This is a genomic window from Lawsonibacter sp. LCP25S3_E2 (assembly GCF_052117285.1).
GTDB lineage: Bacteria > Bacillota > Clostridia > Oscillospirales > Oscillospiraceae > Lawsonibacter.
The window spans coordinates 51494-64459 of sequence record NZ_JBQKJL010000005.1; the positions used below are offsets into that span (position 1 = coordinate 51494).

14 protein-coding genes are annotated in these 12966 nt (G+C 52.2%); 9 read left to right on the forward strand and 5 right to left on the reverse strand.

Going from position 1 to position 12966, the window contains the following annotated elements:
• Positions 1 to 338: 338 nt before the first annotated feature.
• Genes ACTQ3R_RS06110 through ACTQ3R_RS06120 form a run of 3 tightly spaced genes read right to left on the reverse strand, consistent with a single transcriptional unit; the run spans position 339 to position 2200 of the window.
• Positions 339 to 791, reverse strand: coding sequence for a GNAT family N-acetyltransferase (locus ACTQ3R_RS06110; protein ID WP_021391067.1), 453 nt, complete (start codon positions 789 to 791; stop codon positions 339 to 341).
• Between the two features lie 25 nt (positions 792 to 816).
• On the reverse strand, positions 817 to 1617 hold the full coding sequence (locus ACTQ3R_RS06115) for a helix-turn-helix domain-containing protein (RefSeq protein WP_021391066.1): 801 nt from the start codon (positions 1615 to 1617) through the stop codon (positions 817 to 819).
• Positions 1618 to 1654: 37 nt separating this feature from the next.
• Positions 1655 to 2200 (reverse strand): AAA family ATPase, encoded by a 546-nt coding sequence (locus ACTQ3R_RS06120; RefSeq protein ID WP_021391068.1) that lies wholly within the window; start codon positions 2198 to 2200, stop codon positions 1655 to 1657.
• A 380-nt stretch (positions 2201 to 2580) separates the two neighbouring features.
• Between ACTQ3R_RS06120 and ACTQ3R_RS06125 the strand changes: the two genes are divergently transcribed.
• The 9 genes from ACTQ3R_RS06125 (at position 2581) to ACTQ3R_RS06165 (ending at position 10647) form a co-directional block, all read left to right on the forward strand.
• Positions 2581 to 2994 carry a cysteine-rich VLP domain-containing protein gene (locus tag ACTQ3R_RS06125; protein WP_437793761.1) on the forward strand — a complete coding sequence of 138 codons (414 nt, stop codon included), beginning with the start codon at positions 2581 to 2583 and terminating at the stop codon, positions 2992 to 2994.
• A gap of 111 nt (positions 2995 to 3105) precedes the next feature.
• Positions 3106 to 3501, forward strand: coding sequence for a replication initiator protein A (locus ACTQ3R_RS06130; RefSeq protein WP_249747351.1), 396 nt, complete (start codon positions 3106 to 3108; stop codon positions 3499 to 3501).
• 182 nt (positions 3502 to 3683) lie between these two features.
• A complete protein-coding gene (gene mobV / locus ACTQ3R_RS06135; RefSeq protein ID WP_427855216.1) occupies positions 3684 to 4622 on the forward strand; it encodes a MobV family relaxase in 939 nt (312 codons plus the stop codon).
• 58 nt (positions 4623 to 4680) lie between these two features.
• A complete protein-coding gene (locus ACTQ3R_RS06140; RefSeq protein ID WP_032548367.1) occupies positions 4681 to 4878 on the forward strand; it encodes a hypothetical protein in 198 nt (65 codons plus the stop codon).
• A 95-nt stretch (positions 4879 to 4973) separates the two neighbouring features.
• Positions 4974 to 6596: a DUF4368 domain-containing protein gene (locus ACTQ3R_RS06145; protein WP_437793751.1), complete on the forward strand. Its 1623-nt coding sequence runs from the start codon at positions 4974 to 4976 to the stop codon at positions 6594 to 6596.
• A 36-nt stretch (positions 6597 to 6632) separates the two neighbouring features.
• Positions 6633 to 8054: a TRAP transporter permease gene (locus ACTQ3R_RS06150; protein WP_441778265.1), complete on the forward strand. Its 1422-nt coding sequence runs from the start codon at positions 6633 to 6635 to the stop codon at positions 8052 to 8054.
• Positions 8055 to 8077: 23 nt separating this feature from the next.
• Positions 8078 to 8989, forward strand: a complete 912-nt coding sequence (locus tag ACTQ3R_RS06155; RefSeq protein WP_441778266.1) for a CoA transferase subunit A — start codon at positions 8078 to 8080, stop codon at positions 8987 to 8989.
• Between the two features lies 1 nt (position 8990).
• Complete coding sequence (locus tag ACTQ3R_RS06160; protein WP_441778267.1) at positions 8991 to 9845, forward strand: CoA-transferase subunit beta; 855 nt, start codon at positions 8991 to 8993, stop codon at positions 9843 to 9845.
• Positions 9846 to 9870: 25 nt separating this feature from the next.
• Positions 9871 to 10647: an enoyl-CoA hydratase/isomerase family protein gene (locus tag ACTQ3R_RS06165; RefSeq protein WP_441778268.1), complete on the forward strand. Its 777-nt coding sequence runs from the start codon at positions 9871 to 9873 to the stop codon at positions 10645 to 10647.
• Positions 10648 to 11022: 375 nt separating this feature from the next.
• Here the strand turns inward: ACTQ3R_RS06165 and acrA are convergent, their stop codons facing one another.
• Complete coding sequence (acrA, locus tag ACTQ3R_RS06170; protein ID WP_441778269.1) at positions 11023 to 12135, reverse strand: acryloyl-CoA reductase electron transfer subunit beta; 1113 nt, start codon at positions 12133 to 12135, stop codon at positions 11023 to 11025.
• A 19-nt stretch (positions 12136 to 12154) separates the two neighbouring features.
• Entirely contained in the window at positions 12155 to 12955 is an 801-nt protein-coding gene (gene acrB, locus ACTQ3R_RS06175) for an acryloyl-CoA reductase electron transfer subunit gamma (protein ID WP_441778270.1), read from the reverse strand.
• Positions 12956 to 12966 lie beyond the last annotated feature (11 nt).

Genomic DNA, 12966 nt, shown 5'->3' on the forward strand with positions numbered 1-12966 from the left:
AAAATAAGAGCTGCAAGAAAGTCAATTCTTGCAGCTCGTCACAGCATAATAGTACCACCCCTATCAAGAGTGATACGCCTACGATATATCGAGTGAATAGACTTTTAACTTTCTTGCAATGGGTACAATGGTACTGTAAAACACAGTATCACTGTATATTCCAATTTATTTGCAAGAAAAGTTAATCATCTTTCCACCTCACCTCTAATTTTATGTATGTTAGTGTATCACAAAGACACAAGCAAGTCAAGGAAAAGGGCAATGATGATAATGAGTATAAGGCAGGGTACTTTCTGTTTTTGCTTCTCTGCGGGATATGAGATTTCGTAAAATCCGATTTAGATGTTAAGGCTCATGTATAAAAGCGGATAAGGATTGCCCTGTTCGTCAAGGTCTGTCCTTTTATAAACCTGAAAGCCCATGTGTTCATAAAAGCCCTTGGCCTGTGGGTTTTGCTCATTCACAGCCACCCGCTCTACGGCATAGGTTTTAATCCCATATTGGAGCAGGCGCTTTCCGAGCCCCTTTCCTCTTTCTTCCGGGGAAATGAACAGCATTTCCAAGGTGCCGTCCTTGATCCCCATAAAAGCCCCGGGGCAGCCCCTATCATCTTCTGCGATCATCAAATGCGCAATTCCAGCGAGCGCCTGCGGTACATATTCTTTTATCTTTTTGATTTCACTGTCCGACAGAAACAGGTGTGTCGCTCTTACAGAACTTTCCCATACCGTCAGCAGCCGATTTATGAAATCCGCCGTCCTGTTTTTGGTTTCTACTTCAATGAATCTCATTTTTCCTTTTTGCATATCTAATTTCTCATTTTCTTCCCCGCTGCGGGTTTGGATTTTTCAGCAAGTCCGACTTCTGTGCAATCCTTTTCAGCCATTTCTTTTCCTCCTCCGACAGCTTCCCATAGTTCAGTTTGAGCCGCTTGCAGATAAAGGCCATCGCAGCCTGTTCCGGGTCGCTGTTTGGGCTGGCGGCTTCTTCGGCGGTCTGCAAGAAATCTTCCAGAGGATTGTCCTCCGGGACACTGAAAAAATCGTCCTTGTGGGCTTTCCGCAGGTCAAGGGCTATCTTGTTTATATCCTGCTGTATCACATGGCGGCAAAAGCTGTCATCGTCAATGTGGGCGGCGATCAGCTGCCTTAACTGCGGGTCGGTCAGACCGGGATTGTGCTGCTTCATAATAGTTGCGCTCACAGCGTCCACAATGGCGTTTGCCCCCTGTACCTGCTTTGCCGCTATGCCGTTTACATAGATTTCAAGGTCAGCCATGAGCCGGGGAAAATCCGGGTGCGTCGCCAGTTCACACAGGAGGGCATTATCCACCAGCCTGCTTTTCAAAAATTCAATCATATCATCACTCAAACGCAGGTCTGCAAGATCGGCGTTTGGGTGATTTTTTGTTTCAGAACGGCACAGCAGATAATCAACGGACACTTCGTAAAACTTTGCCAGCTGGATAAGGGCATAGTGGCTGATGTCCTTGAACTTGTCCCCCTCATAGCTGCCTAACGCAGACTTGGAGAGATGGGTTTCTTCCGCAAGCTGCTCCAGCGTCAGGCCACGCTCCACACGCAGGTCTTTCAGGCGTTCTTGTATGGATAGTTCCATGTTCTCCCTCCTTGTCTGCTCGACAAACTGGAATTGCCTAAAGCAGTAAAGCAGTACCCCTTACAATTTTTTCTTTTACTGCTGATACAGTATCTTTGACTGAGTGCGTAGTTGTATCAATAACATTTGATTCATAGATTCCTAAATTGGAAAATTGTTCCCACATCGTTTCAACTAATTCAATATTTGTTTCTCTGTCTAACTTTGAGCGTTTGATAGCTCTCTTCATAGTTTCTTCTTTACTTGCTCTTAAAACGATATAGTGTACTTCATAATGCTCTTGAACAATGTTGAGCCACGGCTCTAAAAACCACGGTCCTACAATACCATCTACAATTACATCATATCCACCACGAGCATATCGCTTCGCGGCTTCTAAAAATGCTTCAATGACAATCAAATTTTGCTCATTTGATTCTGGCAAATATGGTGGTATTGCCCCTTTACTCAAATAATGATAAAAGTCATCTGTGTGCATATGCACAGATTTTTCCAAATCCGATTCTTTTGCAACAGTAGATGCCGTTGTAGTTTTCCCCGTCCCCGGCGAACCTGTGATTACAATAATTCTACCTTGATCCATCTATGTGTTACCTCCACAACTTCAAATTTACTGTTCAGTTTCTTCCATTCTACCACAATTCCGAGAGCGTGGAAATGGGGGGATTTTCAGGCAGATTTCCCACCTTTCGGATATACGGGACGGGCGGTCATTTCGGTGTAGACTTAGGTTAGTTCATCGATGGACAGCACCTTGAAAACCGAATGACCGTCCGAAAAGGAATACCCCCGGCTGGGGAAGCACCGCAAGGAGCCGACTTCTGGACACTTTGTCCAGAGGTCACTTTGGGACAAGTTGTCCCGAAGTTATGGTGAGCGTGCCAACGCCGGAACACGCCGCAGGAATGGGGCAGGAAGCCTTTTCGGGGAGAACGGCAGCGGAAAGCAAAACGGAGGGAACGCATGAAAAATAATCCCTACAAAGACTTGCCGCCGCTGGAATGCAGGCCGGACGGTTCCCTTTACCGCATGACCCTGGCGCAGCGGAAACGGGCAAGCGCCCTGATACGCCGGGAGTGCTGTTGCTGTGAGGACGGCAACTGCATTGCCCTTGACGATGGGGACACCTGCACCTGCCCGCAGACGGTTTCTTTCTCGGTCTGCTGCAAGTGGTTCCGCTGGGCAGTCTTGCCGCTGGACGGGACGCTGGAAGCGGAGATTTTCCGGGATAAGGACTTGAAACGCTGTGCAGTCTGCGGCGGTGTGTTCGTCCCCAAATCCAACCGGGCAAAATACTGCCCCGGCTGTGCCGCCAGAGTTCACAGGCGGCAGAAAACAGAAAGTGAACGGAAAAGGAGGTCTGCTGTGGACAGTTAGGAGCGAAAAAAGCCTTGATTTATCAGGCTTCGCAAGCCCCAAACCGGGGCGGGTGGTATAAATTATCGCCCACCCCGGAAAACAGGCTTCTAACCGTCCACAAAACACGCTATGACAAACACGATTTACATTCATCAGCCGGAACAGGCGTTCAGCTTCACCCGGCTCCCCAATTTCCTCTTTGAAGCACCTACATTCAAGCCCCTGTCCAATGAGACAAAGCTGCTGTATGCCTTTATCCTGCGCCGGACGGAGTTATCCCGGGAAAATGGGTGGGCGGACGAGTATGGGCGGATTTATCTGTATTATCCCATTTGCGAGGTGGTTGACCTGCTCCGCTGTGGGCGGCAAAAGGCGGTGAATACCCTGCGGGAACTGCAATACGCCGGGCTGATAGAGATCCAGAAGCAGGGCTGTGGAAAACCCAATCGCATTTACCCAAAATCCTATGAAGCGGTTCCAAACACCGACTTCAAGAAATCCGGTTATGGTACGCCGGAGGGCTGAAAACCGTACCCATGAAGTACGGAAATCACCCGTGAGAAGTACGGAAACCGGACGGTATATAGAAATACAAAGATTAAAAGATTGATTTAGATTCTATCCATTCCAATCTTATCCGAGCTATTTCCGGCGAGATTTTCCCTGTGGAAAACCCCGGATGGGAAAGGGATGGGGAAAGGAGTTTCATGGCACAACACGCAATCTTGCGTTTTGAGAAGCACAAGGGCAACCCGGCAAGGCCGCTGGAAGCCCATCACGAACGCCAGAAAGAACAGTACGCCAGCAACCCCGACATTGACACAGCCAAAAGCAAGTACAACTTCCATATCGTCAAGCCGGAGGGACGCTATTACCACTTCATTCAGAGCCGTATCGAGCAGGCCGGGTGCCGGACGAGAAAAGACAGCACCCGGTTTGTCGATACCCTGATAACTGCCAGCCCGGAGTTTTTCAAGGGGAAATCCCCAAAGGAAATACAGGCATTTTTCCAGCGGGCGGCGGATTTCCTCATTGACCGGGTAGGCCGGGAAAATATCGTGTCGGCGGTGGTACACATGGACGAGAAAACGCCCCACCTGCATTTGACCTTTGTGCCGCTGACAAAGGACAACCGCCTGTGCGCCAAAGAAATCATTGGCAACCGGGCAAACCTGACGAAGTGGCAGGACGATTTTCACGCTTACATGGTGGAAAAATACCCGGATTTGGAGCGTGGGGAGAGCGCCAGCAAGACAGGCCGGAAGCACATTCCCACCCGGCTGTTCAAACAGGCGGTTTCCCTCTCCAAACAGGCCAGAGCCATTGAAGCCGCCCTTGACGGCATAAACCCGCTGAACGCCGGAAAGAAAAAAGAAGAAGCCCTCTCCATGCTGAAAAAATGGTTTCCGCAGATGGAGAACTTCTCCGGGCAGCTGAAAAAATACAAGGTCACGATCAAAGACCTTTTGGAAGAAAATCAAAAGCTGGAATCAAGGGCAAAGGCCAGTGAAAGCGGCAAGATGAAAGACCGCATGGAACGGGCAAAGCTGGAAAGCGAACTGGAAAATATGCAAAGGCTGGTTGGCCGTATCCCGCCGGAAGTGCTGGCGGAGCTGAAACGGCAGCAGCGAACAAGAGGGAGGTAAACGCTATGAACAGAAATTCAAGCTGCATGATGAAAAATAATCATACGGAGGACACTGGATGGTAAAAAGCGAAAGCGACATTATTGATACAATACACACCGGGCAGGTCATTACTGACGAGAACGGCACACAGTATTTTGTATGTGGGAAAAACCGTATCAAAATCTCCGAACATTTTGCCGCTGGCGGTCGTCCGATTGGCGATCTGATTGTGGATGTCGTCCGGCACACGGCGGCAAGGGCAGCTTCTTCGTGACCCATCGTTGATACACGCCCACGCTTATGATATAATTGCCATAGAGCAAAAGTATTGTAAGCGTGGGTTGTTTCTTTAGAAGGAGGATTTTTACGGTGAAACAACCTTACAATACTACCATTTACAACACGGCTCTTTATATGCGGTTAAGCCGTGACGATGAAAGCTATGGTGACAGCGTAAGCATTGAAACGCAGCGGACAATCCTGCAACAGTACGCAAGGGAGCAGGGGCTTCATGTGGTCGGGGAATATGTGGACGATGGGTGGAGTGGGACAAACTTCGAGCGTCCGAGTTTCCAGCGCATGATGGACGATGTGGAAGCCGGAAAAGTAAACTGCATTGTCACCAAAGACCTGTCCCGTTTCGGGCGGGAGCATGTGATGATGGACTACTATCTGGAATTTCTGTTCCCGGAAAAACGGGTGCGGTACATCGCCGTTGCGGAGAATGAGGACACAGAAAAGGGACTGTCCGATTTTGTGCCATTCAAAAACCTGTTCAACGAATGGTTCGCAAAGGACACCAGCCGCAAGGTAAAAACTGCTTTCAAGGCAAAGTTTGCCGCCGGACAGCGTATCAGCGCCTATGCTCCCCTCGGGTACAAGAAGCACCCGGAAATCAAGAACAAGCTGATAATCGACGAGGAAACCCGCTGGATCGTGGAGAAGATTTTTGACCTTGCTATTCACGGCAAAGGGGCGGCCAGCATTACAAGGATATTGATTGCGGAAAAAGTACCGACGCCGGGATTTATCAACTTCCAGCGTGACGGGACTTTCGCCAATATCTATGCTGGCGCACCAGAGGAAAAAGGCTACGCATGGACGATAGCGCAGGTCAAAAGCATTATGAAAGATGAAACCTACATCGGCCATACCATCCACTACCGGGAGACCAATATTTCCTTTAAGAACAAGCGGAGGATACGCAAGCCCCAAAGCGAATGGGTGCGGGTGGAGAACACGCAGGAGCCGATTATCAGCGAACAGGTTTTCCGGCAGGTACAGGAGCAGATCGCAAGCCGCCGGAGGGAGCGCAAGAATGGCACGACACAGATTTTTGCGGGGCTGATAAAGTGTGCGGACTGCGGCTGGTCGCTGGCCTACGGGGAGAACAGACAGAACAGCAAGCCCTATGGCTACTACCATTGTAGCAAGAACGGGCAAGGCACACGCCAATGCTCCATGCACTACATCCGCTATGATGTGCTTTACGCCTATGTCCTCTCCCGTCTGCAATACTGGTCGGCGCTGGTACAGCACGATGAAGAACAGCTTTTGAAACGGCTGCTGAACGCCAATGACAAAGGACAGGCCGCCGCAAGAAAAAAACAGGCTGCTGAACTGAAAAAAGCGGAGAAGCGGAAAGCCGAGGTCGATACCCTGTTTGCCCGGATGTATGAGGACTGGGCGGCGGGGCGTATCACAGAATACAACTTCAATATGCTGTCCGGGAAGTACCAAAGCGAACAGGCGGAACTGGAAGAAAAGATTAAACAGCTTCAATCTGCTATTGCCGCTGAAAGCCAGAGTGCCGCAGACGCAGAAAAATGGATTGCCTTGATGAAAGAGTGCGTCAATCCCACGGAACTCACCGCTGAACTCTTGAACACGCTGATTGAAAAAATCCTTGTCCATGAGGCGGTCAAGAACGAGGACGGAAGCCGGGAACAGGAGGTAGAAATCTTCTACCGCTTCATCGGCAAAATTGATTGAATGACACCAATATCTTTAAGTATGTGATACCGGGGAATGAATATCGGCAGTATTGTTTCTTGCCTGTATATGGGGGAAGAAGGCATTTTCGGTACCCCCACCGGAACTGCGGCCAACTTTATCTTGGTGTTTATTCTGTTTGGATCGTTTTTGCGTGCCACAGGCGCGGGAGACTTTTTTACTGAGCTGGCTGACGGCGCCTTTGGCTATCTCCGGGGCGGTCCTGCAAAAGCTGCGGTAGTATCCAGCGGCTTGATGGGAATGATCAGCGGCAGCGCGGTGGCAAACGTAGTGACAACGGGTACGTTTACCATCCCCATGATGAAAAAGACCGGTTACCGGTCGGAAGTGGCAGCCGGTGTAGAAGCGGTGGCGTCAACAGGCGGCCAGATTATGCCGCCTATTATGGGTGCCGCAGCATTTATCATGGCGGACTATGTGGGCGTCAGCTATTGGAGCGTCGTGGTAGCGGCCATTTTCCCGGCAATTTTGTACTATGTGGCCCTGTTCTTCATGGTGGACTTTGAAGCGGGAAAGGCCAAGCTGACTGGAACGCCGAAGGAACTGCTTCCCAACGTAAAAGAATGTTTCCAGAAGAACTGGTTCCTGCTGATCCCTGTGCTGGTGCTGATCTTCTTCCTGGGCGTGATCGGATATTCGCCGCAAAAGTCCGCATTCTGGGGCGTGGCCTCGGTAATCCTTTGCAGCATGTTCTCCAAGCGGACTAGGATCAACCTAAAGAAGTTTATCAATGGACTGGTGGATGGCGCACTGGGCGGCTTGGAAGTGGCCGCGGTATGTGCCTGCGCGGGAATCGTAATTGGAATCCTGATGCGTACTGGTCTTGGAATGATGCTCTCTGGCATGCTGGTGCAGCTGTCTGGTGGCCACCTGCTGATCCTCTTGGTGCTGACCATGCTTGTGTCCATGATCATGGGCATGGGTATGCCTACTTCGGCATGCTATATTATTGTAGCTACCTTTATTGCTCCCGCCATTATTGAAATGGGCGTGGCAAAAATGGCTGCGCACCTGTTTGCGTTTTATTATGCTTGCCTGTCGGCTATTACACCTCCGGTCGCACTGGCTTCCTTCGCGGCTGCCGGCGTTGCCAAGTGTAATCCTATGAAAGTGGGTATTGAATCCGTAAAACTGGGTGCTGCGGGCTACATTGTTCCGTTTATGTTTATCTATGGAGAGGGACTGCTGCTTTCCGGCGGAATTATCAGTATTATTCAGTGTATCATCACCGCACTGATTGGTGCGTATGCCCTTTCTGTTTCGCTGGTGGGCCATCAGTTTACTTCCGTCCAGTTTGTGCTGCGATTTGGCTACTTTGCCGCGGCGCTTCTGTTGATCAGCCAGGGTGGATTGACTGATATTGCCGGTATTGTGCTGGTTGTCCTTCTGTCTTCGTTGAACTGGCGCATGAGCAAACGGGCTGCGCAGAGTGTTTGACCGTCACGACAGGAGGAAACGACATGAGTAAATTGACTACAATTGAAGAAGCTGTCAGCCAGTATGTGCAAAATGGCATGAGCATTAGTTTGAGCGGCATTGGCGGTCGGGAACCGATGGCTGTGGTGTATGAGATCATTCGCAGAAAAAAACGAGATCTTACCTTGATCACAGATTCCAAGATGGACAGCGCCTGCATGCTGATCGGAGCGGGCTGCCTGAAAAAGATGGAGACGGCCTACTGCTGGATCAGTTCTTTGGGCGGCGCGGTCAATTACCGGAGAGCGGTGGAGAAAGGGATCCCGGCCCCTCTGGAAGTAGAGGAGTATTCTAATTACGGTGCGAGCCTGCGTTTTTTGGCGGGCGCCATGGATGTGCCTTTTTTGCCCACACGTTCTATGCTGGGGTCTGACTTTTTGCAGTATAACCCCAGGCTGCGTCAGATTCAGGATCCATACCAGGGTGAGCCTCTGGTGCTGGTTCCCGCTGCTTGTCCGGATGTTGCGTTTATTCATGTGCAGCAGGCGGATCGGCAGGGAAACTGTAAAATTTTGGGTGCTACCGTCAATGACATGAATATGGCCCGTGCAGCGAAGAAGGTCATTGTTACGTGTGAGGAACTGGTGGATACCGTTGAGATCCGGAAAACACCCAATATGACTGCCATTCCCCACTATTGTGTCGATGCAGTTATTCATGTTCCCTACTGTTCTCATCCATTCTTCGTAGCGGAGTACTACTGGTGTGACATGCCATTCCGCAGGGAATTTATGAAACGCAATGATTCGCAGGAGCACTTTGAAGAGTGGCTTAAAGAATGGGTGTATGATGTGCCTGATTTTGATGCCTATCTGGATAAAGTGGGACGGGATCGACTGCAGAAGCTTGCAGAAATGGAATTGGACAATGTCAACGTGGCAGGAAGGGAGTGCTGATATGTTTGCGGAACATTATTCTCCCCAGGAAATGATGGCGGCGGTGTGCGCGAAGGAAATACATAATGACGATGTGGCATTTGTGGGAATCGGCATCCCCATGATGGCAGGACTGATTGCAGCTAAGACACATGCGCCCAATGCGACCCTCGTATATGAAGCCGGCGGTGTGGGGGCCAAATCCCGTCGCCTTCCCCTTACGATCTCGGATAATCCGACCACCGAAAATGCCATCTTTGCCACCGAAATGTGGAGAATTTTTTCGGATACACAGGCGGGATTTATTGATAAGGGGATCATTGGAGGCGCACAGGTAGATCGCTACGGAAATATCAATACGAATGTGATTTTGGGCAATGGAACGTATGATAAGCCTAAGGTGCGCTTGCCTGGGACAGGAGGAGCCAACGATATTGCCAGCTCTTGCGGTGAGACGATCATTATGATGAAGCTGGTAAAAGGAAAGTTTGTAAACAAGGTCGATTTTATCAGTGCTCCTGGGCATCTCCATGGATATGACAGCAGACAAAAAGCCGGACTGAAGGGCGGAGGCCCCTCCAAGATGGTAACCGATAAAGGAATTTTCTTGTTTGATCCCGAAAGCAAAGAGATGTATCTATCTGCCGTATTCCCGGGAGAAGATCCGCTGGAGATCAAGACGTATTTTGAGTGGGATTTAAAAATCGCAGACCATTTGGAGTGCCTGGAGCCCCCTACGCAAGAGGTTATTGACATCATCCATTACTACGATCAGGATGGAATGATTTTGGGGGGCAAAAAGACCATGGATACAGAGTTTGAGGCCTATTATCAGAAGATGAAAGCCAATTACACAGCGATAGAGTTAAATCTTTAACTGTGGAAAAGGCGAGGAGGCATCTATGGAATATCTGGAATATGAGCGCAAAGACAAGGTAGCGGTTATTACGCTGAACAACCCCAAACAGGCAAATGCACTGGTGCAGGAGATCAAGGAAGGTCTGGCGGACCTGTTTACCCGCATACAATTTGACCCGACGGTTCGCAGTGTGATGATCCGTTCCAATGGAAAGCATTTCTCAGCCGGTGGGGATTTATCTTCCATGCGCTCGGAGTCTTCCTGCCCGGACGGCCGTGACAGGATGCGCGGAGCGTCCGCGTGGGTCAAAGCCCTCTATGCATTGGAGAAGCCTGTGGTTGCGGCGGTGCAGGGGTGCGCATATGGTGCTGGATTTAGTCTTGCCTTGGCCAGTGATTTTATTGTGGCGGAGAAAGAAGCGCGATTTTGCTGCAGCTTCATCAATGTGGGGCTGGTTCCGGATCTGGGTTCGCTGTATTTTCTGCCCAGAAGAATTGGCTTGGGGAAGGCGAAGGACCTGGTGTACAATGGCCGGGTCTTGACAGCAGACGAGGCGGAACAGTGGGGCGTTGCAGATTACGTTACGGACAAGGAACAGCTGTATGATACGGCTATGGAGCTGGCACAGAAATTGGCGGAGCGTCCTACCTATGCCATCGGGATGATGAAGAAGCTGACCCAGTTCAGCTATCATACAACGTTGGACGCCTACCTTGAGCTGGAAAATAATATGCAGGCAATCGCTTTTCAGACGGAAGACCACAAGCAGCTGGTCAAACAGTTTTTTGACAAAACTCCCGCGACGCTGACGGGCCGGTAAACCTCCGAAAGTATACCAGAGATACGGCGGAAAAGCCGCTGCGCGTGCAAACGCACGGTGAGCCGCCCGCCGCGGCCGTTACCTGGCCCGGAAAAGCTGTGAATTCTGTGTAAATCGAGCAGGGTTCCCGTTCAATCACACATGAAACGTGCCACCAGATCTCTTCAAAGGGAGAACTGGTGGCACGTTTATTTGGTTTCCGGCAGACTTTTCCCGTACAAAGAAGTCCCGGAAGGGGGACTGGTGCGGGTCACCAATCGGCAGGACGGGGCAGCCGTGGGAAATGGGGGGAAGGAGAGCCAGCCAAAGTGCTGGCAGGAAAAAAGCGCCCGTCCCAATTGGGACGGGCGCTTTGAATCATCCGGAAAGCCCTTTTTACTTGGCAGCCTTGGCGGCCTTGATGGCCTCGATGAGCATGGGGGCAACCTTGAACAGGTCGCCGCAGATGCCGTAGTCGGCGATCTCGAAGATGGGGGCGTTCTCGTTCTTGTTCACGGCAATGATGCACTCGGAATCCTGCATACCAGCCTTGTGCTGGATGGCGCCGGAGATACCCAGAGCCACATAGATCTTGGGGTGCACGGTCTTGCCGGTCTGGCCGACCTGGTGGTCGGCAGTCATCCAGCCGGAGTCAACCACGGCACGGGAAGCGCCCACGACGCCGCCCAGAACCTCGGCCAGCTCCTCAGCCAGCTTGATGCCGCCCTCTACGTCCTTGGAGATGCCGCGGCCCACGGACACGACCACGTCGGCGCCGATCAGGTCGACCAGCTTCTTGGCGGCCTTCACGACCTCCACCACCTGGGTCTGCATGTCAGCCTCGGTGAGGGAGAAGTTGGGCTTGATGATCTCGCAGGCGTCAGCCTTGGCCTGGTCGAAGGCGTTCTTCTTCATAACGCCGGGACGGACGGTGGCCATGGCGGGACGGAAGCGGGGGCAGATGATGGTGGCCATCAGGTGGCCGCCGAAGGCAGGACGGGTCATCTTCAGGTTCCGGTCCTCCTCGGGGATGTTGTCGATCATGTTGGGAGCCAGGGTGGAGGAGGCGCGCAGGAACTCCTTGTACTTGGGCACGTCGATGTCCAGGTGGGTGCAGTCAGCGCACAGGCCGGTGTGCAGACGGGCCGCGCAGCGGGGGCCCAGGTCACGGCCGATGTTGGTAGCGCCGATGAGCATGACCTCGGGCTTGTACTCCTCGATCACGTCGCAGATGACCTTGGTGTAGCCGTCGGTGGTGTAGTTCTCCAGCAGGGGGTGGTCGCAGACGTACACGCCGTCAGCGCCGTAGCCGCCCAGCTCCTTGGCAATGCCCTCGATGTTGTGGCCCAGGAGAATGCCGTACAGCTTGGAGCCCAGCTCGTCGGCCAGCTTGCGGCCCTCGGAGATCAGCTCGAAGGAGGTGGGCATCATGGTGCCCTGACGCTGCTCGCAGAATACCCAAACGCCGCCCTTGAATTCTTCAATCGCAGCACTGTTGTAGTTAGACATTTTTTTACTCTCCCTTCTATCAGATCAGGTGCTTGGCAGCCAGCAGGCCGGCCAGCTTCTCGCAGGTGGCCTTGTCGGCACCCTCCAGCATCATGCCCACGCCCTTCTGGGGGGGAGTAAAGGACTTGAAGATGTTGGTGGGGGAGCCCTTCAGACCGATGGTGGTGGGATCGATGAGGGGATCGTCCTTCAGGGTGTTGTAGTCAAAGATCTCGTAGGGCTTCTCGTAGCACTCGAAAATGCCGCCGACGCTCATATAGCGGGGCTCGTTGAGCTCCTTGATGCAGGTGATGAGGCAGGGGGTCTTGACCTTGATGGTCATGTAGCCGTCCTCCAGCATACGCTTAACGGTGACGGTGTCGCCCTCCTTGGCGATCTCAGCGGCATAGGAGACCTGGGGCAGGCCCAGCTTCTCAGCGATCTGGGGACCGACCTGGGCGGTGTCGCCGTCGATGGCCTGACGGCCGCACAGCACGATGTCGTCCTTCTCCACGCCGATCTTGTTGATGGCAGCGGCCAGGATCTGGGAGGTGGCGTAGGTGTCGGAGCCGCCGAACTCACGGCCGGACACCAGCACGGCGCGGTCTACGCCGCGGGCCATGACCTCGCGCAGCATACCCTCGGCGGGCGGGGGGCCCATGGAGATCACGATGACCTCGGCGCCGGTCTGCTCCTTCAGAACCAGAGCGGCCTCAACGGCGTTCAGGTCATCGGGGTTGGTGATGGTGGCCATGGAGGCACGGTTCAGGGTGCCGTCGGGGTTGACGGCCACCTTACCGGAGGTATCGGGGACCTGCTTTACACAAACAATGATTTTCATTTCAATCTGCC

Coding starts and splice junctions, on each gene's coding strand:
- ACTQ3R_RS06160 (WP_441778267.1), top strand. CDS start 8,991: ATGTTTGCGGAACATTATTCTCCCCAGGAAATGATGGCGGCGGTGTGC.
- ACTQ3R_RS06165 (WP_441778268.1), top strand. CDS start 9,871: ATGGAATATCTGGAATATGAGCGCAAAGACAAGGTAGCGGTTATTACG.
- ACTQ3R_RS06115 (WP_021391066.1), bottom strand. CDS start 1,617: ATGGAACTATCCATACAAGAACGCCTGAAAGACCTGCGTGTGGAGCGT.
- ACTQ3R_RS06130 (WP_249747351.1), top strand. CDS start 3,106: ATGACAAACACGATTTACATTCATCAGCCGGAACAGGCGTTCAGCTTC.
- acrA (WP_441778269.1), bottom strand. CDS start 12,135: ATGTCTAACTACAACAGTGCTGCGATTGAAGAATTCAAGGGCGGCGTT.
- ACTQ3R_RS06150 (WP_441778265.1), top strand. CDS start 6,633: ATGAATATCGGCAGTATTGTTTCTTGCCTGTATATGGGGGAAGAAGGC.
- ACTQ3R_RS06120 (WP_021391068.1), bottom strand. CDS start 2,200: ATGGATCAAGGTAGAATTATTGTAATCACAGGTTCGCCGGGGACGGGG.
- mobV (WP_427855216.1), top strand. CDS start 3,684: ATGGCACAACACGCAATCTTGCGTTTTGAGAAGCACAAGGGCAACCCG.
- ACTQ3R_RS06140 (WP_032548367.1), top strand. CDS start 4,681: ATGGTAAAAAGCGAAAGCGACATTATTGATACAATACACACCGGGCAG.
- ACTQ3R_RS06155 (WP_441778266.1), top strand. CDS start 8,078: ATGAGTAAATTGACTACAATTGAAGAAGCTGTCAGCCAGTATGTGCAA.
- ACTQ3R_RS06110 (WP_021391067.1), bottom strand. CDS start 791: ATGAGATTCATTGAAGTAGAAACCAAAAACAGGACGGCGGATTTCATA.
- ACTQ3R_RS06125 (WP_437793761.1), top strand. CDS start 2,581: ATGAAAAATAATCCCTACAAAGACTTGCCGCCGCTGGAATGCAGGCCG.
- acrB (WP_441778270.1), bottom strand. CDS start 12,955: ATGAAAATCATTGTTTGTGTAAAGCAGGTCCCCGATACCTCCGGTAAG.